The organism is Ruegeria sp. CL7 (assembly GCF_056536445.1).
The window spans coordinates 27,645-51,676 of record NZ_JBQFPQ010000010.1; the positions used below are offsets into that span (position 1 = coordinate 27,645).

The following is a 24,032-nucleotide window of genomic DNA, read 5'->3' on the forward strand; positions in this document are numbered from 1 at the left end:
GAAGCAAGCCGGTGAAATTTCCAAGCGTTTTTTCACGCCCGGTTAAAATGGGGTGTCGATCATCATCGTGTGCGAAAGACAGAATTGAGGAGCAGAAGGCGCACAGGCCCCTGAAACACCAGAAAAACCGCAGGGGCGCAGCAGCCGGATTTCAGTGTTTGCCGTACAAGGGCTTCATTTCAAAAAGACAGCACATATCGTTGCCCCGTCGTGCTGCGGCGACATGCGAAACCCTTCGCGACAGAAACAGATCTGGAAAAGCCTGGATCGTGCAAAGCCCGCCCGGCCTTAGAATTGAAGACCGGCAAAAACCTTCACTTCATCCAACACATGTTGAGGCCAACGACGGGTGAAACTGTCGGCGATCGTTTCGCGCTTTTCCGGCTCAAGCCCGGCAAGCAAGCTGGGAAAGCGGCGGCGATTTCTGGGCAGCGTCCACATTTCGATTCCATTTTCGAAACAGTAACGGGCAAAACGCACATCGACGAACTTCTCGCTGCCTTCCATGTATTCCAGTGTCGGGAACAGCGACCCGGACACCATGACGGTTCCGGTTCCCAGCTGGTGCACCCTGGTCGAGTAGGTCAGCCGTTGGTTCATACGCAACAACGTGCGCTGCCGTATCGACTTGGGCGTCGGGTTTGTGAACGTCGTGGCATGATAGCCGAAGACACGCTTTTCCAGTCCGACGCCCCGCGCCCGGCGTATGGTCTGACGGACATAGTTGTCCGCATATTCGATATCATCGTCGACCAGAAAAACGGTATCTGCAGGATCCGGTTGGAAGATGAACTTGCCGACATCCTTGTAATCCCGGTCGGGGATCACGGCGGTGACGTTGTCGAACTCACCCAGAAAATCGGGAACTTCCTGATATTCGTTCAGGCAGATGAAAACTCTGTCGACCTGATGCGCGATGCTTGCCACCGAATGGGGCAATACGCCGATGCGATCCGGGAATGTCGCCATATGGGCGCGTCTGATCCCTTTTCGAGGCGCTTCATCTGCGACCGTCGGATTGATGTCAGACTCTTGCATCCCTGAGAAACACCCCAAAACGAAACTTCGCTATGGATTCTGATAGGAGATCGCTTCGAAGCCTGCAAGATGAAGTCAGCCGCGCCCTTCATTCGCCCGGGAATCCCTTGGGTTGATGCACATCCGCAACGACCGCAGCGGTCAGTGCCCGGCAAACACTGCGGTCAAAATGCCTTCCAGATTTTGCGCATCCTGTTGCGTGAAAGCGTCCGGCTGGTCGCTGTCAATGTCAAAAACGGCGATGACTTGTCCCGACGAATCCCGCACGGGCAGAACCAGTTCGGACCGGGTTGAGCTGGCGCAGGCGATGTGACCCGGAAACGCATCGACATCCGGCACCAGTTGCGTTTCGCCCGTTCTTGCTGCGGCACCGCAGACGCCCCGTTCGAACGGGATGACCAAACAACCATGCCCACCCTGATAAGGGCCGATCTTCAGAACGCCCGGTTCGGTGACACGATAAAACCCGGTCCAGTCGAAACGATCGTCGGAATGGTGAACCTCGCAGGCGACAGTCGCCATAAGAGCAACCTGGTCCGTTTCGCCTTCGGTCAGGGCCGCGATCGTTTTGGCAAGCGTTTCATACTCGGCAGTCATTGATTGCAACCCCTTCGGATGGTCGGGGGCACGGCCCCCGAACCCCCGGAGTATTTGGAAAAAGATGAAGGGTCAAACGCGTTCGATGGCAATGGCCGTGCCTTCCCCCCCGCCAATGCAGATCGCCGCGACGCCCCGTTTGAGGTTACGTTTTTCCAGCGCATTCAACAACGTAACGATGATGCGGGCACCCGAGGCACCGATGGGATGGCCTAGGGCGCAGGCGCCGCCATTCACATTCACCTTGTCTCGTGGCAAGCCCATTTCGTGCATGAAAGCCATCGGCACAACCGCGAAGGCCTCGTTCACTTCCCACAGGTCGACGTCATCCTTGCTCCAGCCAATGCGTGACAAGAGCTTCTGCGCCGCCGGAACCGGAGCCGTCGTGAAAAGGCCGGGGGCCTGAGCATGACTCGCATGCCCCAAAATCCGGGCCCGAACCGTCATGCCCCGCGCTTCGGCGGTTTCTGCCGACGCAAGAACCAGCGCCGCCGCGCCGTCCGAAATCGAAGACGAGTTGGCGGCCGTCACCGTACCGTCCTTGCGGAACGCAGGCTTCAGCGTCGGGATCTTCTCGGGGCGGGCGGATTTTGGCTGCTCATCTGTCTCCAGCAGAATTTCACCTTTGCGCGTCCGGACGGTAACGGGTGTGATTTCCTGATCGAATGCGCCATTTTCCTGCGCAGACAGCGCGTTGGACAAAGATTGCAGCGCGTATTCATCCTGTGCTTCACGGGTGAACTGATACGCCTCGGCACAGTCTTCGGCGAAAGTCCCCATCAGGCGGCCTTTGTCATAGGCATCTTCAAGGCCGTCGAGGAACATGTGATCAACCACCTGACCGTGGCCAATGCGGGCACCGCCGCGCATCTTGGGAAGAAGATAGGGCGCGTTGGTCATGCTTTCCATGCCGCCCGCAACCATCGTATCTGCATGACCCAATGCAATTTGGTCGAAGGACATCATAGCGGCCTTCATCCCCGAACCGCACATTTTGTTCAGCGTCGTGGCGGGTACCTCTTCGCCCAATCCCGCCGCGAATCCGGCCTGCCGCGCAGGTGCCTGGCCCTGCCCCGCCGGCAAAACGCAGCCCATCAGCACTTCGTCGACCGTCTGCACCCCTGCCTGCTGCAAAGCCGCGCGGATTGCTTCGCCCCCGAGGTCAGCCGCAGCAACACCGTCAAACATGCCCTGAAACCCGCCCATCGGTGTACGGGCGGCCCCTGCTATAACAACGTCTCTCATCCGGGTTTTCCTCCTGCTTTCGGGCTCTTGAATACCGAATGGTAAGAATTGCCGTCTAGCGTATTTCTACGACTCAATTTCAGTTTGGAAGGCGGCAGGATCATGGGGTTGACCAGCAAGACAACCGGCGAAACTCAGATCATCACCGTTCATGCCGACCGGATCGATGCTGCAATGGCCATTCAGTTCAAGGAAGACATGCGCACCAATACCGAGGACAGCGCTCATCGCGTTGTGCTGGATCTGTCCGATGTCGAGTTTATTGACTCCAGCGGTCTGGGCGCAATCGTTGCTTCAATGAAACAGCTGGGAAAAGACCGGAGGCTTGATCTGGCCGGGTTGCAGCCAGTGGTCGAAAAAGTCTTTCGCCTGACACGCATGGATACGGTTTTCAGACTTTTTGAAACTCTGGATGACGCGTTGTCAGAGACAGACGCCTGACGGCAGCAGGGGATAGATGGCGTGGAGCCGATTGAAAACAAGACCTGCCTGGAATTGACCTTCCCTGCGACGGAATCAGAGGCCAGCGAGGGCATTGCAAAGCTTAGCGTCGGTCTGGCGGAACGGGGATTGCCCCCGCATAAAGCCGGCGATGTGAAGATTGCTTTGGCTGAAGCCATCAACAACGTCGTGGAACACGCTTACAATGGCATCGCCGCGGCCAAGGTTCAGGTCACCTGCCGGCTGGACAGGGATCTTCTGGACATCTTGATCTCGGATACGGGGCGCCCGCTGCCTGGATACCGACTTCCGGATGGCACCCCTGCTCCGATGGGAACGGATCTACAGGACCTCCCCGAAGGTGGGTTCGGCTGGTTCCTGATCCATCGCCTCACCAGTGATATCCGGTACGAGCGGCGCGGTGGATGCAATCGTCTGTCCCTGCGGTTTGATTTTGAACCCAACGGGTGATCGACCACAATTGGTCACAATAAGGTCATTTTCGAAACATTGTCGCGCCGCAAACAACCACCATACAGTGACTCGTAGCTCAGATAGCTTCCCTCGGCGCCACATATCACAGCCCCCACCCAGTGAATGGCGCCGAGGAACTTCCCATCCTGAAATCGCTGGACAATCGCTGATCAGTGAATAGCTTTCTCTTGTTCTAACGAGAGAGAATTCGCCATGCGTGATCTGCATAATCCGGGCCGATCCGAAGTTTTTGCCACGCAAGGCATGTGCGCGACGTCGCATCCGCTGGCGGCCAAAGTGGCCATCGATATCTTGGGCCAGGGCGGCAACGCGATGGATGCCGCGATTGCCGGGGCTGTTCTTTTGGGGATTTGCGAACCACAGATGACCGGATTGGGCGGCGATTGCTTCGTTCTGTTCAATCGTGCCGGCGAAAGCAGGATACGCGCGCTCAACGGATCGGGCCGCGCACCGGCTGCCGCGCAGTCCCAGATGTTGCGCGATCAGGGCCTGTCATCCGTACCTTTGGGCGTGCCGGATGCCGTGACCATTCCCGGAGCCGTCGATGCCTTTTGCCACCTGGCCCAGACCGAGGGTCGCCTGGGGTTGGGCGCGATTTTGAAGCCGGCGATTCATTATGCTGAAGCGGGTGTTCCGGTGGCTCCTCGGGTCGCTTTCGATTGGAAATCAGGTGCCGCAACACTTCAGGGCGCCGCCCGCGACCACTATCTGATTGACGGGCAAGCCCCGTCGATCGGGCAGGTTTTCCGTGCGCCGGGACAGGCGAAGGTATTGCGCCAGATCGCGGCCCACGGGCGCGACGCGTTCTATTCAGGTGAAATCGCCGATGATATGATCACCGCGCTTTCGGAAAGGGGTGGTGTCCATTCCGCTGAGGACTTTCATCACACAAGATGTACTGAAACGCAGCCGATACATGGGGCCTACAAAGGTGTGGATCTGGTGGAACATCCGCCGAACGGTCAGGGCGCAACCGCGATTTTGCTACTGAATATCCTCAAGCATTTTGACATGGCCTCGATGGATCCATTCGGAGCGGAGCGTATTCATATCGAAGCCGAGGCCACCAAACTGGCCTATGACGCTCGAAACCGGTTCATCGCGGATCCCGACCACATGGCAAGAGTAGAGCGCTTTCTGGATCCGGATATCGCTGCCAGACTGGCTGCTTTGATCGATCCCCAAAAGGCGATGCCTGCTGCGGCGCCTCTGACCGAAGCGGTTCACAAGGACACGGTTTACATCACCGTCGTCGACCGCGACCAAATGGCTGTTTCGTTGATCTATTCGATCTTTCACAGCTTTGGATCCGGTATCGCGTCGGGAAAATACGGCATATTGCTGCAAAACCGCGGGGCAGGATTCACATTGCAGCCCGGCCACCCCAACGAACTGGGCGGCGGCAAACGCCCGATGCACACGATCATTCCGGGAATGTTGGCGCAGAACGGTCGGGTCACGATGCCATTTGGTGTCATGGGCGGCGCCTATCAGCCAACCGGACACGCGCGCTTCGTGTCAAATCTTGTCGATTTCGGGCTTGGGTTGCAGGAAAGCATCGATGCGCCACGCGCCTTCTTTGACGGATCGGTTCTGAAACTGGAGCGTGGCTACAGCGACGAGATCGCGAAACAATTGTCCGATATCGGCCATAATATTGAGATGCCGGAAACACCACTTGGCGGAGCGCAAGCGATCCGAATCCGAAAAGACGGTGTTTTGGAGGGTGCCAGCGACCCACGCAAGGATGGCTGCGCCCTTGGATACTGATCTGCGGCAGACCTACGCCCGCCGGTTCGGCGCACTTAGTTCAGGTGGAAATGCAGGGGGTATGCACCATCTTCGAACGGTCCGAACATATTGGGAATATCCGGGTGCTCGACCGGTTCGCCTGAATAGTCTGCAACCAGATTTTGTTCTGAAACATAAGCAACATAGAAGGATTGGTCGTTCTCGGCCAGCAGATGGTAGAACGGTTGCTCTTTCCTTGGGCGGCTGTCTTCCGGAATGGCCTGATACCATTCTTCGGTATTCGAAAACTCGGGATCCACGTCAAAAATCACCCCTCGAAAAGGGTGTTTCTTGTGACGAACCACCTGGCCCAAGCCGTATTTTGCACGTGTCTTTAGCATTGTATCAGCCCCCAACGCTTTTTTTACCCGTTTCCGGGCGGAAAAGCCAATCATTGATGTGAAAATCAGGGAAACAGTCTGTGAACCTTATACTGACAGTGTTCGAAATCGTGGCGCCGGTTTTTCTATTGGCGGCTGTTGGTTTTACATGGGTTAAGCTGGGTTTCGAATACCGCCTGCAATTCGTCACCCGCTTTGCAACGATGCTGGCAATGCCCAGTCTGATCTTTGTTGCCCTGATGCAAACCGAGATCCCGGGCAATGATCTGTCGCGCTTCACAATGGCGACACTGCTCGCAAATCTGCTGCTGGTGGTTGTGTTCTGGCTGATCGTTCGAGGGCTGAGACTGGACCCGCGAACATATCTGTCGCCTTTGATCTTCGGCAATACCGGAAATCTGGGCCTGCCGCTGTGCATCTTTGCCTTTGGTCAGATTGGTCTGGGATATGCTGTTGTCTTTCTGTCAGTTACCGCATTGTTTTCTTTCACTTACGGGATTTATCTGGTCGCCGGGAAAGGGGCGTGGGGACAGGTTGCGCGCCAACCAATGGCTTGGGCGACGATCCTTGGCGCAGTGTTTTTGTGGCAAGGATGGCAGACGCCGACATTTCTGACCAACACGCTGGAGCTTTTGGGGCAAATGGCCGTCCCGCTGATGTTGGTCACGTTGGGTGTGGCAATCGCCCGCCTGACTTCGCACAGCCTGGGGCGGGCGCTGTGGCTGTCAGCGCTGAAACTGGCGGTGTGCTTTGCGCTGGGATGGGGAATCGGACGATGGTTTGATTTGGATACGATCGCATTTGGCGTTCTGGTTCTTCAAATCTGTACGCCGGTTGCCGTAACCTCTTACCTGTTGGCCGAACGGTTTGGGGCCGATTCCGACGCCGTCGCCGGCATGGTCATGGTGTCCACCGTGCTTTCCGTTGCGGCGTTACCGGCTATTCTGGCTATCATTTTATAGCGATTGTGATTTCCTAAGCGCTCAATCTGCGCTAGAATACACAAAAAAAGGCACGAGGCACATGAGCAGAATTCTTTTCGTACTCCTGGGGGTGCTGCTTCTGGCATCCTGTGGGGGCGGCTCTAAACAGCCGCCCAGCAGATTAAACGATGCGTGCAGTATTGCGCGTGAAAAACCCGACTATATCAAAGCCTTCAAGAACACCGAGCGCAAATGGGGCGTTCCGGTTCACGTTCAGATGGCGACCATCTATCAGGAAAGCCGGTACAGGCATGATGCGCGCACTCCGCATAGATATGTATTGGGCGTCATCCCAATGGGCCGTCAAAGCAGCGCTTACGGCTATGGTCAGGCACTGGACGGCACGTGGGAACAATATCAGCGCGAAACAGGAAAACGTCGGGCCAAGCGCGATCGCATCCGCGACGCCTCGGATTTTATCGGCTGGTACATGAACAAAAGCTACGAGCGTAACGGTATCCACCCGGCAGATACGCGCAATCAGTACCTGGCCTATCACGAAGGCCATACAGGCTACGCCCGTGGCAGCTACAACAGCAAATCCTGGTTGTTGAACGTTGCCAATGACGTGGACGCACGCGCACAACTATATCAGGCACAGTTGGCGAACTGCCGGTATTGATACGTACAAGCGGGTCAGCGATTGCCTGACCCGCTTCTCTTTTTGTCCGAGAACAGCTTCTGATCAAGGCGACCGCCTTCATTCAGGGCGCCCAGCAATACCGTCGTCTGGCTGCCCGCATTGTCGTGAATCACCCACTTGCGCAGCTCGACCGGATTGTCCGTGAACATCAGTTCGATCCGACCCGCTTCGGGGTTCTTGGGATCCTGCGCGGTGACGACGGTGGCCGTGCCGTCAAAGCTGTGACCTACAACCATATTTGCCTGGCTCAGGTTCACGTTTCGCGCCAGCACGATGGACAGTGGTGTGCGCTTAAGCGGGTATTGCTCGGGCGGCTGGTTCGATTTCGGATCAAAGATCTGAACACTTCCGGATCTTGCCAGCACCACGGCACTGTTGGGCGGGTCATATTCAAATCGCATCTTGCCGGGGCGCTGCATCCACAGCTTGCCTGTGCTCAGCGAGCCATCGTCATTCACCTGGGTGAATGTTGTCTGAACCGTCTTCAACCCGTTCAGGTAATTGGAAATCTGCGAGAGCGGCAGCTTCTCCGCCGCCCATGCGGCGGGTGCGGCCAGTGTCAAAGCAAGGGCAAAAGCAATCTGTTTCATGCCGTACAGATAGGTCTTCTGCCCTTGTTATTAAATATCCTATTGCTCGGGGACGAGGATTTCGCGTTTCCCGACATGATTTGCTGACGAAACAACACCTTCGTCTTCCATTTGCTCAACAAGCCGTGCAGCTTTGTTGTAGCCAATGGCAAGTTTTCGCTGAATATACGAGGTCGAGCATTTGCGATCCTTGATCACGATTGCCACCGCCTGATCGTACAACGCGTCCTCTCCGTTCGTATTGCCGCCAGTGTTCAGGCCCAAAACGGCATCGATATTGTCAGCCTTTTCTTCGGCCGGACCGTCGACAACACCGCCAATGTAGTCCGGTGGACCAAACTGTTTCAGGTGGTTGACGACTTCCTCGACCTCTTCATCCGAGACAAAGGGCCCGTGGCAGCGGGTAATCTTGGCACCGCCAGCCATGTAAAGCATGTCGCCCTGCCCCAGCAGCTGTTCGGCCCCCATTTCACCCAGAATGGTGCGGCTGTCGACTTTCGACGTCACCTGGAAGGAAATCCGCGTTGGGAAGTTCGCCTTGATCGTACCGGTGATCACGTCGACCGAGGGGCGCTGTGTGGCCATGATCAGGTGAATGCCCGAGGCCCGCGCCATCTGTGCCAGACGCTGGATGCAGGCTTCGATTTCCTTTCCCGCCACCATCATCAGGTCGGCCATCTCATCGACGATGACAACGATATAGGGCATCGCTTCGGGCGCGAATTCTTCAGTCTCGAACGTTGGTTCACCGGTTTCATCGTCAAACCCGGTTTGCACCGTGCGGCTGAACATCTCGCCTTTTGCCAACGCATCCTTCACCCGGCCGTTATAGCCTGCGATGTTGCGGACGCCCATTTTGGACATCTTGCGATAGCGATCTTCCATCTCGCCCACGACCCATTTCAGGGCGACCACCGCCTTTTTCGGGTCGGTCACAACAGGCGACAGCAGATGCGGGATACCGTCGTAGACCGACAGTTCCAACATTTTCGGGTCGATCATGATCAGGCGGCATTCATCCGGTGTCAGCTTGTACAGCAGTGACAGGATCATCGTGTTGATCGCCACTGATTTACCCGAACCCGTGGTTCCCGCAATCAGCAAGTGCGGCATCTTCGCCAGGTTCGCCACGACGGACTCGCCGCCGATATCCTTGCCCAAGGCCAACGGCAGTGCCTGGTTGCCATCGCCGAAATCACGGCTGGCCAGGATTTCGCGCAGAACCACCATTTCGCGATTTTCGTTCGGTAGTTCGATACCGATAACCGAACGGCCCGGTAGGGTCGAAACCCGCGCCGACAGGGCCGACATCGAACGTGCGATGTCATCGGCCAGGCCGATCACGCGGCTTGCCTTCAGCCCCGGAGCGGGCTCCAGTTCGTACATGGTGACGACCGGGCCCGGGCGAACGCTGACGATCTCACCCTTCACGCCGTAATCATCCAGCACGTTTTCCAGCATCCGCGCGTTTTCTTCCAAGGCTTCATCGCTCAGATGGTGGCGCTGAATGCTGGCCGGATTCGACAAAAGGCCCAGAGGTGGCAGTTCGAAATCCGAGTGCCGCTCTTCAAAGGATAGTGCAGGCTGTGCCTCGGCCTGTGCGCGGCGAGACGGTTGCGGTGTACGGCGTACCGGTTGCGCGACCACGGGCTTGCGCGGTTCGGCTACCGGGATTTTCATCGCCGGGCGCGGTTGCAAAACAGCTTCTTCGACATCCTCGAATACCTCATCCTCCACATCCGGCTCGGGCGCATAGGGGGTCTGCATAGGCGCGGGCGCGTTTTCAACCGGCGTGGATTCTTGCCACTCTGGCTTATCACCCGCTGTTACGGGTGGCTCGGGCGGCAGTCCTGCTGCTGTCACCGGCGGTTCCGCCGGCAAGCCATCGGGCTGGCTTGTGTTCAGGATCAGCGGCCCCGGGCGGCGGCCACGGCCTTTGGTCAGCGGAAGGTTCGGGTCGGGTTCGGGCGTCAACTCACCTGTGGCCACTTTGCGATTGCGCACGGCAGCCGAGATTTTCGAACGGATGCGATCCTCGCCCGGCATTTCGTCGAAACCCGCGATTGGTTCCGGATCGACCAGCTCTGGCTCGGGCATGGGATCGGGGCGCCTGATAAGTGACGGCATGCGCGCCAACAGACCGGACTTGACCGGAGGTTCGGGACTTTCCAGTTCGGGTTCTTCAAAGATTGGATCGGCATAAGCCAGATCATCCTCGAACACGGCTTCGGCCGCTGCGGTTCGCGCAAGTTTGCGCTCTTCCCATTGCGCGCGGCGACCTCGTGCTGCCTGCGCAGCCGAGGCTGCACCACGGCCCATCAGGGTCATCAGCATGTCATATGCCATCACCAGACCCAGCAAGAAGGCGCGGAAACCCCGCTTGACATCGGTTTTGGTGAAACCCAGCACAAAAATACCCAGCGCAATCATCCCGACCGCCATGGCCAGCGACATCAGCTTCACCAGAAAATGTGACGAAATCGGCAGCAGCGTCAGCAATGCGCCCATGACCGTATCGCCGAACAAACCGCCCAGACCATAACTGTGGGTCGCGCGCCAGTCTGCATCAGGAACGAGCGTCGCAGCATACACCGAGACGACGGCGATCCAGATCGGGGCAAAAATCAGACGCGCAATGGCGCGATCTTCCCCGAAATGGCCCGCAAACCGAAAACCCCAACCAATCAGAACCATTGCGATGCCCCAGCTTCCCCAGCCGACGATCATGAACAAGGGTGCGGCGATCGAGGCCCCAATCCGCCCCATCCAGTTCTGCACCGGCGCGTCGGTGGACACCATCCAGTTGGGATCATCGGGCGTGTAGGACCAGATCATCGCGGCCGCTGCCAAACCCAGCAGGATCAGGGCGATGCCAATCAACTCCTTGCTGCGTCGCTCCAGGGCTGCCTGCGTTGTGCTGTCCAGCAATGGATCGCGGTTGCGCGCGTTATATGATGCCATTTTGCCCTCGTACCTCACGAATAGATGCAGTCGCGGAGTGTGATCAGACCACGCTGCAACTCTGTTTTTGGGGCCACCAATGCAGCCCGGATAAATCCTTCGCCCGGGTTCTTTCTCGGATCGCCTTGTGAAAGATATGCGCCCGGCAGGACCCGGACACCGGTTTCCTTCCAGACTTTCAATGCGGTGTCTTCACCATTCTCGACCGGCAGCCACAGAAAGAATCCGGCCTCGGGCGCCATATAGCCCTGCACGCCTGCGAATACCTCATCCGCAATGGCGTATTTTTCCTGATACAGCGCGCGGTTTTCGCGAACGTGTTCCTCATCCGCCCAAACCTTTGCTGCGGCGGCTTGCAAGGGCAGAGGCAGAGGCGACCCGGCATAGGTGCGCAGCTGCTTGACCTGTTTGATCGTCTTTGGACCACCGGCGATAAGCCCCGACCGCAAGCCAGCCAGATTCGAACGTTTAGAAAGTGAGTTGAACAGCGTGATCCGTTCAGGATCAGCGCCCAGATCCTGCGCGACAGTCAGAATACCTGTCGGGGCTTCTTCACGGTAAATCTCGGAATAACACTCATCCGCAAAAATACGGAAATCGTACTGCTCGGCCAGACGGATCAGGTCGGCCCAATACTCGCGCGAGGCAACGGCCCCCTGCGGATTGGCGGGTGAACAGATATAGGCCACGGCGGTGCGGTTCAGCACGTCCGCAGGCAGGCCGGCATAGTCCGGCAGATGGCCCGTCGCGGCGGTGGCGGGCACAAAATAAGGCTGCGCGCCCACCGACAGCGAGGCGACCATGTAGACCTGATAAAACGGGTTCGGGCACAGGATGATCGGCTGCTGACCGTTCTTCTGTTCCGGGCACAAAGCCATGGCCGCGTTGTATAGCCCCTCGCGCGTGCCGTTCAGCGCCATCACGTTGGCATCAGGGTCCATCTGAACCCCATATCGCCGTTTGATCCAATCCGTGATCGCCGTGCGCAGGTCATCCGACCCTTCGTTCGGGGGATACCCTTGGAACCCGGCGGCGTTTTCCAAGATGACATCCGTCACCCAAGCCGGAAAATCATGTGTCGGCGCACCAATGGTCATGTGAACGACATCACCGCCCGGCTGGTGGTGATCCAACAGGGCGCGCAGACGCGGGAATGCATAAGCCGGTAGGTTCGAAAACCGCTCGGGGAAATCCATAATACTGCCTCAATATCGGGGTCATTGGCGCCCCGTTTTTTTGGTAGATTACAGCCCGGGTCCCTCTTCGTCCAGACAAAGAGGTTCCGAATCAGGGGATTGTGGCATTCAGGCCAGCACCGTTTCCGCTGCCGAACCCAGCCGCAACAACGCCTCTTCCGAGCCGGGATAGCCCAGCATCATCAACCCGCAGCCGGGCGTTCCGGTGGGCAGGCTCAGCGCCGCCAGCCCCATCAGGTTGCCAATCCGCGTGTTCCGCAGGGCCAGAAGATTCTCGGTTACGTAATAGTCATGATCGCTGAGCAAGCGCTCCAGATTGGGCGGCAAAATCGGCGCTGTCGGCGCCAGAACCGCATCAAACCCGGCGGTTGCCGCGTCCCAGGCGCTGCGGCATGCCTTGAGTTTGGCCCAGGCCGCCACATAGTCGGGGCCCGAATAACCCATGCCAATGCGGAAGCGTTCGAGAATCTCGGGATACATTGCCTCGGGATTGGCTTCGATGACATCGCGCCACAGCCCATAGGCCTCGGTCGTGTATACGATGCTGGTCAACGTCATGGCCTCGTTCAACTCGGGCACTTCCAACGGCACGATCTCGGCCCCCGCGTCGGCAAGTTTGGCCACGGCTTCGTCATATGCTTTGCGCGGTGTGTCGCGCAGGTCGTCCTTGGCAATGTTCTGCAAATCGGCAAAACGGCGCCCTTTCAGCGAAGCACCACGCAGATCGGCAGGTGTTCCCCCCTCGAGCAGAGCCAGCACATGCGCCGCGTCCTCGACCGAACGCGCCACAGGTCCAACCGTGTCGAAACGCAGGCACAGCGGCACCACACCTTCCAGGCTGAGCCGTCCCGCAGTGGTTTTCAGCCCCACCAGATCATTCCAAGCCGCCGGGATACGCACCGAACCACCCGTGTCCGAGCCGATGCCACACGCCGCCAACCCCCACGCGACCGAGGCCGCCGCCCCCGAAGACGACCCTCCGGGCACTGCTGCCTCGTCATGAATGCAGGGCGGGGTTTCGGTGATCGGATTCAACCCGAGGCCGGAAAAGGCCAGCTCGCTCATATGTGTTTTACCCAGGCAAACGGTGCCCATCTGAGTCGCATTGCGCAGCACCAGCGCATCCGCATCCGGCACGCGATCCTTCAACAAAGCCGAACCCGCCTCGGTCACGGTGCCGGTGGTGTCGAACAGGTCTTTCCAACTGATCGGGACGCCATCCAGCAGCGACCGGCGCAGGCCCAGTTGCGCGCGTTGCCGAGCGGCTTCCGCTTCGGCCCGGGCGCGGTCGTGGGTGACGCGGGCATAGATGCGGTCCCGATGCGGATGAGCGTCAATAGCGGACAGGTAGGTTTCCGTCAGTTCGACCGGATCGATCTGCCCCATGCCAATGCCACGGCCCAAATCACACGCGGTCATTGTCAACCAATCCTGCATCTCATCCCTCCTGGTTTTTCGGCTGTGGGTGACGGTAGCGACAGGACTGCACATGGACAATCCCGAAAGGGCGCGCATATTGCAGGGCATGACACAGGCTTCTGACATTCTGATCGTGGGCGGCGGGTTGAACGGCCCTGCTTTGGCGCTGGCACTGGCACAAACCGGTCATTCGGTCACGGTGATCGATGCACTGGTCGAAAAGGTGCGCAAGAACGCGGCATTCGACGGGCGCGCCTATGCGCTGGCTCTGGCCTCACAGCGGTTGTTGGATGCCATCGGTATTTGGGACCGCGTCGCGCAGCACGCCCAACCGATGCTGGAAATCAAGGTCACAGATGGCCATGCCGGGACAGGGCCATCGCCGTTTTTCATGCATTTCGACCATGCCGAGATCGAAGAAGGCCCGATGGGGTATATGGTCGAGGATCGCCACCTGCGCCGTGCTTTTCTGGACGCGATGGCCGAAGAGCCGCGCATCACCCAGGTAAGCGGCAAATCCGTCGTTTCGCAACAGACCGACACGGCCAACGTGACCGTGACGTTGGATGACAGCAAAACCCTGGGCGGCAGCCTGCTGGTTGGCTGTGACGGTCGCAGCAGCGGAACCGCGTCACGGGCCGGCATCAAACGCACCGGTTGGGATTACGGCCAGACGGCATTGGTCTGCGCCATCGAACATGAGCTGCCACATAATGGCATTGCGCATCAGTTTTTCATGCCACCCGGTCCGCTGGCAATTCTGCCGTTAACTGGCAATCGCAGTTCCATCGTCTGGAGCGAACGCACCGACACCGCACAGCACATCAACGCCCTGCCCGAGGGGGATTACGTGCAAGTTCTGCGCCCGCGATTTGGCGATTTTCTTGGCAAAATCAGTCTGGCGGGAGATCGTTTCACTTATCCGCTGAACCTGACCATATCCAATTCCTTCATCAGCGATCGCATGGCGCTGGTCGGAGATGCCGCGCACGGAATGCACCCCATTGCCGGTCAGGGCCTGAACGCTGGCCTCCGCGATGTCGGCGCTCTGGCTGAGGTCCTGACTTTGGCGGGACGGCGCGGCGAGGATATCGGCTCGTTGATGGTTCTGGAGCGCTATCAGGAATGGCGCCGTTTCGACACGGCCTCGCTGGCGATGGCGACGGATGTCTTCAACAAGCTTTTTTCCAACGACAACCCGCTGCTGCGGCTTGGACGTGACATTGGCATGGGGGTTGTCGGCGCTTTGCCCGGCCTCCGTCGCGGTTTCGTTCGCGAAGCGGCCGGGCTGACCGGGGATCTGCCCAAGCTGTTGCAAGGGCGCCCGATTTAATCCAGCTGTCGGGCCTCGTCGACCAGCATGACCGGAATGCCGTTGCGGATGGGAAAAGCCAAACCCGCCGCTTTTGAAACAAGCTCTCGCTTTTCGGCGTCATAGTGCAGGGTCGTATGTGTCTGCGGGCAGATCATCGCCTCGAGCATGTGGCGATCAAAGGCGTGTTCAGGGTCGGTCATTGCAGTTTTTCCTCGTTTGATCCGCCGCGCATGGCGAATTCAATCAGCGTCACCAACGTTTCGCGCCGGGTGCGCAGGCAGGGGGCTTCCAGCAGGGCCTGTTTGTCCTCGGGGTCGAAATCCAGAAGCATCGACAGGGAATTCACCAAAAGTTCATCCTCTGCGTCCTTAAGCGAATCCCAGTCGGTGGACAATTGACGGGATGAAAAGAAACGCTCCAACAATGTCAGGAACGCATTGCGGTCAAACCCGTTGTCTTTCTCGGCCTTTCCCAGATCACGGTCGAACCCGTCCCACGAGACCGCGCACCTCCGGTAGGGCGTGAACGAGTCCAGCTCTGACATGACCCTGAACCGGGATATACCGGTCAACGTGATCAGGTACCGGCCATCTTCGGTTTCCGAAAACTGCGTCACCCGCCCTGCGCATCCGATACGGTGCAGCTTGTCTTCGTCATTGACCGAAGGATTCGGCTGAACCATTGCGATCAACCGTTCCTTGGTTTTCAGCGCGTCGTCCAGCATCTGAAGATAGCGCGGCTCGAATATGTGAAGCGGCAAGCGCGAACGCGGGAGCAGCAGCGCCCCGGGCAATGGAAAAACAGATACCGTTTCCGGCAGGTCGGCGGGATGCATCATGTACCCGACTCTAGCTCTGATGAGAGATTAGGCAAATATCATCGAACTGAGTTTGCGACGTCCGTTCAGAACAATCGGGTCATTGGGCTTGAGCGCATCGAAGATGGTGAAAAGCTGTGTCTTGGCTGCACCTTCATTCCATTCACGATCCCGGTGGAACAGTTCCAGCAATTGTGCCACGGCTTCTTCCACATTGCCGTTCGCGTGCAGCGCCTGCGCCAGATCAAAGCGGGCTTGATGGTTGTCCGGATCCGCCTCAACCGCTGCCGTCAGCTCGGCGACGGGGCCGGCATCTGCTGCCTGCTTTGCAAGCTCCAGCTGCGCATGTGCAGCCTCCAGCTCGGCCGATGTGGAGATCTCGGCCGGAGCGCCGTTCAGGATCGCTTCTGCCTGCTCCAGATCACCGGTGGCGATATGCGCCCGCACCAGACCACCATATGCAGCGGCGTGGTTCGGATCTTCGCCCAGAATTGCGGCAAAGGTCTGAGCCGCGTCCGCAGCCGCGCCTTCGGCAAGCATTTCCTCGGCAGCCTGCACAGCATCATCCAGTTGGCCCCCGGGGCTTTCCCCCCCTGCGGCTTCGATCACGCGGTCCACGAAGGCCTTGATCTCGGATCCCGGCAACGCGCCTTGAAACCCGTCCACAGGCTGGCCCTTGAAAAAGGCATAGACGGTCGGGATCGACTGGATGCGCATTTGCGCAGCAATTGTCTGCGCCTCATCCACATTGATCTTGACCATCTTCACCGCGCCTTTCGCGGCTGTCACAGCCTCTTCCAGCATCGGTCCAAGGGTTTTGCACGGGCCACACCAAGGTGCCCAGAAATCGACGATCACAGGTGTTTCCTGCGAGGTTTCCACCACATCGGCCATGAAAGTGGCCTCGGTCCCGTCTTTGATCAGATCGGTTGCTGGGGCGTTTCCGCCGTTCAGAAGGTCCATGGCAATCACTCTTTCGTTCGAACTTGCGCCCTATATGCAGCCGCTTGTCGCGGAAACCAAGGGCTGAGTTGCGGATCAGATGTCGAAACTGGCAAAGACCGGAGCGTGATCGCTGGGTTTTTCCCATCCACGGGCGTCCCGCAGAATACGGCTGGAATGGCCCGCGTTCGAGATATCGGCCGTGGCCCAGATATGGTCCAGCCGGCGCCCCTTGTCCGCCGCATCCCAATCCCGGGCGCGATAAGACCACCAGCTGTAAAGCTGCCCTTCCGGGATGTCCTGACGGGTGATATCAACCCAGCCACCTGCTTCCTGTGTCTCGGCCAGATGCTCGACTTCGATGGGCGTGTGCGAGACGATCTTCAGCAGTTGTTTGTGTGACCACACATCATCCTCGCGCGGGGCGATGTTCAGGTCGCCGACAAGGATGGATTTAGCCGGCTTTTCCGCACGGAACCAATCGCGCATATCAGTGAGATAGTCGAGCTTCTGGCCGAATTTCTCATTCACCTCCCGGTCCGGCACGTCGCCGCCCGCCGGGACATAGAAATTGTGGATCGTGACACCATTTTCCAACCGCCCGGCAATATGGCGGGCATGTCCGAGACCGGCGAAATCCTTGTCGCCCACCTCTTCCATCGGCAGGCGCGACAGGATGGCGACGCCGTTGTAACCCTTCTGCCCCCGCGCGATCATGTGGGTGTAGCCCAGTTCGGAAAACCCTTCGGTCGGGATCTTCTCAACCGGTGATTTGCACTCTTGCAGGCACAATACATCAGGGGCTTCTTCTTGCAGCAATTTCAGCACGATAGGCTCGCGCAGGCGAACAGAATTGATGTTCCATGTGGCAAGGGTGAAAGGCATGTCGGGGATTCCTTTGTCGCGATTGGCGCAGGTTAACGTGGCACAACGCCAGTTGCCACGAGAAAAGGCAGCCCCGATGCCAGGACCACAGACCGGCAGTTAGGCGGGCGTCACATTCGTGCTTTCCCTTGCCCTGATATCTCGCCTGATGCAGACTTGTCTGCGAATGAGGAATGTCTGTTTCACCGCTGGGTCTGTTCGCGAACAGACCGGCCCGGCACCATGCTTTGGGAGGAGTGTGTCATGGCATCCGAGACCGCAGGTTCCACGCCACCGGAAAACCTGACGCCGCAGCAGCGGGACATGCCGCAGGTCAACAAGATCACGACGGATGACATCAGGGCGTCGCTGAAAGCCGGGTTTTCCGACTTTCTGGCCCGCCCTGTCCTGAGCGGCTTTTTCGGTCTGTTCTATGCAGTTTTCGGAATTCTGCTGGTTTGGGTCCTGATCTGGCTTGGCCAGATCTGGATGATCATTCCCGCCATTGTCGGCTTTCCGCTGGTCGCACCTTTCGCCGCCGCCGGGCTTTATGAAATGTCGCGCCGCTTGCAAAAAGGCGAAAGCTTTGGCTGGGCTGAAATCCTCAGCGTCATGGCCAATCAACGCAAACGCGAATTGGGCTGGATGGCCTTTGTCACACTTTTCATTTTCTGGGTGTGGATCTACCAGGTTCGGCTTTGGCTGGCGATCACCCTTCAGAACGCATCCTTCTCGGATTTCGACGGGTTTTTGAACACCGTTTTCTTCACGCCGCAGGGCTGGATCTTCCTTGCCATTGGCACCTGTGTCGGCGCGTTCCTGTCAGCCGTACTGTTTTCGGTGACCGTCGTCGCCATGCCCTTGCTGCTGGACCGGGAAACCAACTTCATCTCTGCCATGTTGACCTCTTTGCGCGTCGTATCCGAAAGCCCGGCGGTCATGCTCGGCTGGGCGGCGATCATCTCGGTCACCATACTGCTGTCGCTGGTTCCAGCGTTTCTGGGCCTGATCTTTACCCTTCCGATCCTTGGCCACACCACGTGGCACCTTTACCAGCGCGCCGTTGCCCCGGCGGAAGGGTGAACCGCGGCAGAGCTCACCTCCGTCATTGGGCGAATATCGGTCAGTGCTGCTGTCTGCCTTCGTGTGGAAGCCGCCCCTCAGCAGCAAAAAAAGCCGGGCCATTCGGCCCGGCAGTCCAACAGGGAGGTACATGTCATAACCCGGACATGCACGGGTTGGGAGTAACCTAATTATGAGTACAGAGTATCACTTTGATCCACATCAATCCACAACCAGTTAAGACACGAGCCTATATCCACCCGATTCTGTGACCAAAAGGCGCGCATTGGACGGATCGGGCTCGATCTTCTGACGCAGACGATAGATGTGGGTTTCCAGCGTGTGGGTCGTGACCCCGGCATTGTATCCCCACACTTCGTGCAACAGCACATCCCGCGCCACGACACCATCGGTTGATCGGTACAGGAACTTGAGGATGTTGGTTTCCTTCTCGGTCAGACGGATCTTGCGGTCTTCTTCCGTGATCAGCATCTTCATCGCCGGCTTGAACGTATAGGGGCCAAGAACAAATACCGCGTCCTCGGATTGTTCGTGCTGCCGCAGCTGAGCGCGGATACGGGCCAGCAATACCGGAAATTTGAAGGGTTTGGAGACATAATCGTTCGCGCCGGCGTCCAGGCCCAAGATCGTATCGGCATCGCTGTCATGACCGGTCAGCATCAGAATCGGGCTCTTCACGCCCTGTTTACGCATCAGGCGGCACAATTCCCGCCCGTCGGTATCCGGCAGACCCACATCAAGAATGACCAGATCATAGATCGCTTCGCGTGCGCGCTCCATAGCGGAGTGGCCGTCTGACGCTTCGAAAACGTCAAAGTCTTCGGTCATGACAAGTTGCTCGCTGAGCGCCTCACGCAGATCCTCGTCATCGTCCACCAACAGGATTTTTTTGAGTTGAGCCATTTCCCGATCCTCCAAACGCTTTTCCATCACTTGCGCGCGGAATATGCAATCAACAAGATTTGCTGCAACGGTTTCACGCCATCGTGTCAGAGTTGGCAGAAATGTTTCACATTTCCTTTGGAAACAGCTAGGAGAAGGGCTGAGCGTTATAGGGTAACATAGATGAGCCTCATTCCCGATATCACCGAACTTCTTGCCCGGGCCCGGGCCGATCTGCGCATGGGCGTTCCAGTGGTTCTGACCGATGACAGCGGCTTTAGCGTTGTGGCGATCTCTGCGGAAACGCTCAACCCGCAGCGCCTGGCCGATCTGAAAAAGCTCGGAGACCCGGTGGTGGCCATTACCGGGCGGCGGGCCGAAACACTCAAGGCGCGGGCCTATGACGGCGATCTTGCACGCGTTTCAATTCCCGCCGATGCAGATATCACTTGGGTGCAGGCGGTTGCTGATCCCTCTGACGATCTGAACGCGCCGATGAAAGGGCCGTTGATGACCGAGCGCCACGGTAACGCCAATTTGCACCGCATCGCGATTGCGTTGGCCAAGTCCGCGCGCATTCTTCCTGCCGCGGTCGTCGTGCCGGTCGAAGATGGCCGGGCCTTTGCGGTATCGCACGGCCTGACCTGCATTGACCACACGCGCGCCGCCCCGCATCTGGCGGACCGCAGCGCCCTGCACGAGGTGGTTGCCGCGCGTCTTCCGATGGAAGTATCCGAGGCCGGCCGTCTGCATGTTTTCCGCCCCGAAGATGGCGGAGAAGAACATTACGCAGTCGAAATAGGCCGCCCGGATCGGGACAAACCAGTGCTGGCCCGATTGCATTCCGCCTGTTTCACGGGCGATCTGATGGGCAGCCTGAAATGCGACTGCGGTCCGCAATTGCGGGGCGCACTGGCGCAAATGGGGGCCGAAGGGGCTGGCGTTCTTCTGTATCTGAACCAGGAAGGGCGTGGTATCGGGCTGGCCAACAAGATGCGTGCCTATTTTCTTCAAGATCAGGGTTTTGACACGGTAGAAGCAAACCACAGGCTGGGTTTCGAGGATGATGAGCGCGACTTCCGACTCGGGTCGGATATCCTGAAATCTCTGGGTTTTAACTCGGTGCGCCTGCTGACCAACAACCCTGCCAAGATCTCGATGATGGAACGCACAGGGATCGCCGTGACCGAGCGCGTTCCTTTGAAAGTGGGTGAAACCGCGCACAACAGGGGATACCTGGCCACGAAAGCCGCGAAATCCGGGCACCTGTTGTGACCCCAGACGATCTTGTGCTCACCCCGCGTGGTGTTCGCTTTCGTGGCAGGACGTTCCCCTGCTCGATTGGAAAAGGCGGATTGAGCAACACGAAACACGAGGGCGATGGGGCGACACCTACCGGATGCCATCGAATCGTCGGCATGCTCTACCGGCCCGACCGGCTGGTCGCCCCCAACTTCTGGGCGATCCCGATTGGGCCGCAGGACTTGTGGTCTGATGACGTCGAAGACAGCCACTATAATCACTTGGTGCTTGCCCCTTATGCGTTCAGTCATGAGAAACTGCGCCGGGCTGATCCGCTTTATGATCTGGTCCTGTTGACCGACTGGAACTGGCCGAATGCCGTTCCCGGCAAGGGATCGGCGATTTTTCTGCATCAGTGGCGCAGGCCCGGCTACCCCACCGAGGGCTGCATTGCCTTCCGTCGGGACCATCTGCACTGGATTGCAGGGCGAATTTCCCTTGGAACGCGCCTGATTATTCCTGAGGCTTGACCCGCTCGCCGAAAATGGCCGACCCGATACGAACATGGGTCGCGCCCAAGGCGATGGCCTGCTCGAAATCACCGCTCATCCCCATCGACAACCCCTCAAGCCCATTGCGGGCTGCGATCTTGGCCAAGAGGGCGAAATGCAAAGTGGGTTCTTCATCGACCGGCGGGATGCACATCAGCCCGCGTACCGGTAGATCCAGCGATCGGCATTCCGCGATAAACCCGTCCGCATCCGCAGGAAGAACGCCTGCCTTCTGGGCTTCTTCCCCCGTATTGACCTGAATGAAAAGGTCGGGGCAGTATCCCACCTCTTGCGCCAGCCGCGCCAGGGTTTTGGCCAGTTTGGGGCGATCGACCGAATGGATCGCATTGCACAGTTCCATCGCCTGCCTGGCCTTGTTGGTCTGCAACGGGCCGATGAGATGCAGATCGACGGCATCGAACTGCTCTTTGAAAGCGGGCCATTTGCTGGCCGCCTCCTGTACGCGATTCTCACCAAAACACCTGTGGCCCTGCTCCAGCACCGCCTGAACCCGCTCATTCGGTTGTACTTTGGATACAGCGATCAGTTTGACGGAACCGGCAGGGCGGTCCGATCTGGCTTCGGCATTTGCAATGCGTGCGGTGATTTCTTGCAACGACATGGGGCCCTCAATCTGTCTTTGGCGCAGAAAAACACCAAGTCGACGCAAAAGAAAAGGGCGAGTCCGAAGACCCGCCCTCAAACCTTGCGGTTCAGATCAGCTTAGAAGTTGAACTGAGCACCGAAGTCAGCAACGATTGTGTCGCTTGCGCAGCTGTCACAGTCGTTGCGGCCGATACCACCGCGCAGCGATGCACCGCCACCCAGGTCGTAGATCGCACCGATAGCAACCTGCTGAAGGTCAGCAGAGGCGTTACCGTCACCATAGGTGAACAGCAGGGTGGTTGCAGCGCCCAGGTTGTAGGCGGCCGACAGACCCCATGCAGTACCGTCGGTCGCTGCAACATTGGTTGCGTCGTCCGCGACAAACAGAGTACCCGAGAAGTCACCCCATTCGCCACCCAGGGTCAGAACGGTCAGGCTCGGATCGCTGCCTGCACCTGCGTCGGTCTGACCATAGGCCAGAGCGGCAGTGATGTTGTTGAAGGTGTAGGTTGCGCTGATGTCCCAGCGGTCTGCGTCAGCGGTGGTCGAAGTGGTACCACCAGCTGCAACAGTTGTAACCTGCGCTTGGTCATAAGATGCACCAAACGAGAAGTCACCAACCGAATACTGGAAGAACACAGCGTTCGAACCCGAACCGGTCGACGAGTAACCCAGGAAGCTGTAGTCAACGCCCGAGTACTGACCTGCGAACAGTTCCAGACCTACTTCGTTGCCGTAGTAGTTTGCCAGGTTGTCAAACGAACCTGCGACGTTACCCGCGTCAACACGCAGACCGCCGTAGATGACCGAGAAGCGTGCGCCGTTCAGGCCGGCCGAGTTTGCTTCACCGGTGCTGCTGTTTTCGTCGGCTTGCAGACGAACACGACCTTCAAAACGAACGCCGCCGTCGGTTTCTGCGATGCCGTCGATGTTCAGACGGAAGCGCGAGACCAGGATAGCGTCGTCAGACTGCGCGGTCGAAGTTGCGGAGACGTCATCGGCTGTACCCATCAGGCCGTCTGCACCAGGTCCGTTAACGGTTGTGGTTGCGGTACGGTCTTCAACGTAGCCGATACCAAAACGGCCGTAACCGCTGAAGTTAATCTCAGCTGCCGCAACGCCTGCGGTCGCGATCAGCGCCGTCGATGCGAAGAGAACTTTTTTCATCTTGTTTCCCTCGGTTTCATTCAAAAGAGTTATCTACTCGACACATGCCTCGGCATATGTCTCAGCACGGACACCGTTTCGCTCTTTTTGCCCCCATTGCGCAAGCTTGGCATAAACCCGGTCACGTCATTGGGGTCAGATTGGTGCAAGGATGCCACAGTTCGTTTTTGCCCGGATCAGGCTGACACGCTTACATTTCAGAAGAATAGGCTTGTTGCAGCGAGGGTCCTTGGCTAGGAGTATGCCCTGAATACTGCACAACAAGTGAAACAGGACCTGCTGACAATGCGCCTGCCTACGATTTTGGGATTAATCATGCTGACCACCACTATTGCGGCATGCGGGCAGAATCGAAGCACTTCGACATATTCCCCCAATCCCGCCAGCGGTAATTCCGATGAACGCGAGCTGAACGATCCTGAACGTACAACGCTGTGGGACATTTTCGATCGCAGCACGGCCGAGCAGACCACCAATGTAAACCGGTACTTGTGGGCAGCTTCGCTGGACATTTTGAACTTCTTGCCTGTGCAGGAGGTCGATCCGTTTACCGGAGTGATCGTAACAGGTTACGGCACTCCTCCGGGCGGAGGACGGTCATACAGGGCGACCGTACACATCAGTGATCCGGCGCTTGCGGCCCGGTCTTTGTCCGTCGCCCTGCAATCCAGCGGTGGCGCCCCGGTAAGCGCGGCAACAACCCGTGCGGTGGAGGATGCGATTCTGTCCCGCGCGCGTCAGCTGCGCATCGCGGACAACAAGTTCTAGCACTCCGCCGAAAATCACACTAATACCACGCCGGGTTCCTACCCGGCGTTTTCAT

At 58.3% G+C, this 24,032-nt stretch carries 25 protein-coding genes; 10 read left to right on the forward strand and 15 right to left on the reverse strand.

Features of this window, described 5'->3' with window-relative positions:
- Positions 1–288 precede the first annotated feature (288 nt).
- The 3 genes from ACR0LI_RS18375 to ACR0LI_RS18385 all read right to left on the reverse strand — a co-directional run bounded on the left by ACR0LI_RS18375 (position 289) and on the right by ACR0LI_RS18385 (position 2,880).
- Complete coding sequence (locus ACR0LI_RS18375; RefSeq protein ID WP_171637729.1) at positions 289–1,038, reverse strand: hypothetical protein; 750 nt, start codon at positions 1,036–1,038, stop codon at positions 289–291.
- Between the two features lie 141 nt (positions 1,039–1,179).
- Entirely contained in the window at positions 1,180–1,635 is a 456-nt protein-coding gene (locus tag ACR0LI_RS18380) for a GAF domain-containing protein (RefSeq protein WP_480718990.1), read from the reverse strand.
- Between the two features lie 72 nt (positions 1,636–1,707).
- Positions 1,708–2,880: a thiolase family protein gene (locus ACR0LI_RS18385; RefSeq protein ID WP_171724924.1), complete on the reverse strand. Its 1,173-nt coding sequence runs from the start codon at positions 2,878–2,880 to the stop codon at positions 1,708–1,710.
- Positions 2,881–2,982: 102 nt separating this feature from the next.
- Between ACR0LI_RS18385 and ACR0LI_RS18390 the strand changes: the two genes are divergently transcribed.
- The 3 genes from ACR0LI_RS18390 (at position 2,983) to ggt (ending at position 5,586) form a co-directional block, all read left to right on the forward strand.
- Positions 2,983–3,321, forward strand: a complete 339-nt coding sequence (locus ACR0LI_RS18390) for an STAS domain-containing protein (protein WP_171637735.1) — start codon at positions 2,983–2,985, stop codon at positions 3,319–3,321.
- Positions 3,322–3,342: 21 nt separating this feature from the next.
- A complete protein-coding gene (locus ACR0LI_RS18395; protein WP_171637737.1) occupies positions 3,343–3,792 on the forward strand; it encodes an ATP-binding protein in 450 nt (149 codons plus the stop codon).
- 216 nt (positions 3,793–4,008) lie between these two features.
- The gene (gene ggt, locus ACR0LI_RS18400) at positions 4,009–5,586 is read left to right on the forward strand and encodes a gamma-glutamyltransferase (protein WP_171724923.1); all 1,578 of its coding nucleotides are present in this window, start codon (positions 4,009–4,011) and stop codon (positions 5,584–5,586) included.
- Between the two features lie 35 nt (positions 5,587–5,621).
- Here the strand turns inward: ggt and hspQ are convergent, their stop codons facing one another.
- Positions 5,622–5,948, reverse strand: a complete 327-nt coding sequence (gene hspQ, locus ACR0LI_RS18405) for a heat shock protein HspQ (protein ID WP_050604943.1) — start codon at positions 5,946–5,948, stop codon at positions 5,622–5,624.
- A gap of 80 nt (positions 5,949–6,028) precedes the next feature.
- On the opposite strand from hspQ, the gene ACR0LI_RS18410 reads away from it, so the two are divergent.
- Together ACR0LI_RS18410 and ACR0LI_RS18415 are read left to right on the forward strand one after the other, a co-directional pair.
- The gene (locus tag ACR0LI_RS18410) at positions 6,029–6,910 is read left to right on the forward strand and encodes an AEC family transporter (RefSeq protein ID WP_480718991.1); all 882 of its coding nucleotides are present in this window, start codon (positions 6,029–6,031) and stop codon (positions 6,908–6,910) included.
- A gap of 61 nt (positions 6,911–6,971) precedes the next feature.
- A complete protein-coding gene (locus ACR0LI_RS18415) occupies positions 6,972–7,553 on the forward strand; it encodes a transglycosylase SLT domain-containing protein (RefSeq protein ID WP_152459251.1) in 582 nt (193 codons plus the stop codon).
- A gap of 14 nt (positions 7,554–7,567) precedes the next feature.
- Here ACR0LI_RS18415 and ACR0LI_RS18420 read toward each other — a convergent pair whose 3' ends face one another.
- From ACR0LI_RS18420 to ACR0LI_RS18435, 4 genes are all read right to left on the reverse strand, one after another.
- The gene (locus tag ACR0LI_RS18420; protein WP_170345603.1) at positions 7,568–8,164 is read right to left on the reverse strand and encodes a LolA family protein; all 597 of its coding nucleotides are present in this window, start codon (positions 8,162–8,164) and stop codon (positions 7,568–7,570) included.
- Positions 8,165–8,203: 39 nt separating this feature from the next.
- Positions 8,204–11,125 (reverse strand): DNA translocase FtsK, encoded by a 2,922-nt coding sequence (locus ACR0LI_RS18425; RefSeq protein WP_480718992.1) that lies wholly within the window; start codon positions 11,123–11,125, stop codon positions 8,204–8,206.
- A gap of 14 nt (positions 11,126–11,139) precedes the next feature.
- Positions 11,140–12,321: an aminotransferase class I/II-fold pyridoxal phosphate-dependent enzyme gene (locus ACR0LI_RS18430; RefSeq protein WP_480718993.1), complete on the reverse strand. Its 1,182-nt coding sequence runs from the start codon at positions 12,319–12,321 to the stop codon at positions 11,140–11,142.
- A gap of 108 nt (positions 12,322–12,429) precedes the next feature.
- Positions 12,430–13,758, reverse strand: a complete 1,329-nt coding sequence (locus tag ACR0LI_RS18435; RefSeq protein WP_171724919.1) for an amidase — start codon at positions 13,756–13,758, stop codon at positions 12,430–12,432.
- Between the two features lie 52 nt (positions 13,759–13,810).
- Here ACR0LI_RS18435 and ACR0LI_RS18440 point away from each other — a divergent pair, with 52 nt between their 5' ends.
- Positions 13,811–15,073 carry an FAD-dependent monooxygenase gene (locus ACR0LI_RS18440; protein WP_480718994.1) on the forward strand — a complete coding sequence of 421 codons (1,263 nt, stop codon included), beginning with the start codon at positions 13,811–13,813 and terminating at the stop codon, positions 15,071–15,073.
- Here ACR0LI_RS18440 and ACR0LI_RS18445 read toward each other — a convergent pair.
- From ACR0LI_RS18445 to ACR0LI_RS18460, 4 genes are all read right to left on the reverse strand, one after another.
- Complete coding sequence (locus tag ACR0LI_RS18445) at positions 15,070–15,255, reverse strand: Trm112 family protein (protein WP_171119907.1); 186 nt, start codon at positions 15,253–15,255, stop codon at positions 15,070–15,072. The two genes, ACR0LI_RS18440 and ACR0LI_RS18445, sit on opposite strands and share 4 nt — an antisense overlap.
- The gene (locus tag ACR0LI_RS18450; protein ID WP_209835452.1) at positions 15,252–15,893 is read right to left on the reverse strand and encodes an LON peptidase substrate-binding domain-containing protein; all 642 of its coding nucleotides are present in this window, start codon (positions 15,891–15,893) and stop codon (positions 15,252–15,254) included. The genes ACR0LI_RS18445 and ACR0LI_RS18450 overlap by 4 nt, the downstream gene beginning before the upstream one ends.
- A gap of 27 nt (positions 15,894–15,920) precedes the next feature.
- Positions 15,921–16,835, reverse strand: a complete 915-nt coding sequence (trxA, locus tag ACR0LI_RS18455) for a thioredoxin (RefSeq protein WP_171637754.1) — start codon at positions 16,833–16,835, stop codon at positions 15,921–15,923.
- Positions 16,836–16,910: 75 nt separating this feature from the next.
- Positions 16,911–17,699: an exodeoxyribonuclease III gene (locus tag ACR0LI_RS18460; RefSeq protein WP_480486497.1), complete on the reverse strand. Its 789-nt coding sequence runs from the start codon at positions 17,697–17,699 to the stop codon at positions 16,911–16,913.
- Positions 17,700–17,942: 243 nt separating this feature from the next.
- On the opposite strand from ACR0LI_RS18460, the gene ACR0LI_RS18465 reads away from it, so the two are divergent.
- The gene (locus tag ACR0LI_RS18465; RefSeq protein WP_171637758.1) at positions 17,943–18,761 is read left to right on the forward strand and encodes a DUF2189 domain-containing protein; all 819 of its coding nucleotides are present in this window, start codon (positions 17,943–17,945) and stop codon (positions 18,759–18,761) included.
- A gap of 216 nt (positions 18,762–18,977) precedes the next feature.
- On the opposite strand, the gene ACR0LI_RS18470 is transcribed toward ACR0LI_RS18465, so the two are convergent.
- Positions 18,978–19,664, reverse strand: a complete 687-nt coding sequence (locus tag ACR0LI_RS18470; protein WP_171724917.1) for a response regulator transcription factor — start codon at positions 19,662–19,664, stop codon at positions 18,978–18,980.
- A 162-nt stretch (positions 19,665–19,826) separates the two neighbouring features.
- Here ACR0LI_RS18470 and ribA point away from each other — a divergent pair, with 162 nt between their 5' ends.
- Both ribA and ACR0LI_RS18480 read left to right on the forward strand, forming a co-directional pair.
- Positions 19,827–20,918, forward strand: a complete 1,092-nt coding sequence (gene ribA / locus ACR0LI_RS18475; RefSeq protein WP_152459261.1) for a GTP cyclohydrolase II — start codon at positions 19,827–19,829, stop codon at positions 20,916–20,918.
- Entirely contained in the window at positions 20,915–21,415 is a 501-nt protein-coding gene (locus tag ACR0LI_RS18480) for a L,D-transpeptidase family protein (RefSeq protein ID WP_171637761.1), read from the forward strand. Before ribA ends, ACR0LI_RS18480 begins: the two co-directional genes overlap by 4 nt.
- On the opposite strand, the gene ACR0LI_RS18485 is transcribed toward ACR0LI_RS18480, so the two are convergent.
- Together ACR0LI_RS18485 and ACR0LI_RS18490 are read right to left on the reverse strand one after the other, a co-directional pair.
- Positions 21,399–22,058, reverse strand: a complete 660-nt coding sequence (locus ACR0LI_RS18485; RefSeq protein WP_209835449.1) for a YggS family pyridoxal phosphate-dependent enzyme — start codon at positions 22,056–22,058, stop codon at positions 21,399–21,401. The genes ACR0LI_RS18480 and ACR0LI_RS18485 overlap by 17 nt on opposite strands.
- A gap of 101 nt (positions 22,059–22,159) precedes the next feature.
- On the reverse strand, positions 22,160–23,209 hold the full coding sequence (locus tag ACR0LI_RS18490) for a porin (protein WP_171637765.1): 1,050 nt from the start codon (positions 23,207–23,209) through the stop codon (positions 22,160–22,162).
- Positions 23,210–23,494: 285 nt separating this feature from the next.
- On the opposite strand from ACR0LI_RS18490, the gene ACR0LI_RS18495 reads away from it, so the two are divergent.
- Complete coding sequence (locus tag ACR0LI_RS18495; protein WP_152459265.1) at positions 23,495–23,977, forward strand: DUF3576 domain-containing protein; 483 nt, start codon at positions 23,495–23,497, stop codon at positions 23,975–23,977.
- The last annotated feature ends 55 nt before the right edge of the window (positions 23,978–24,032 follow it).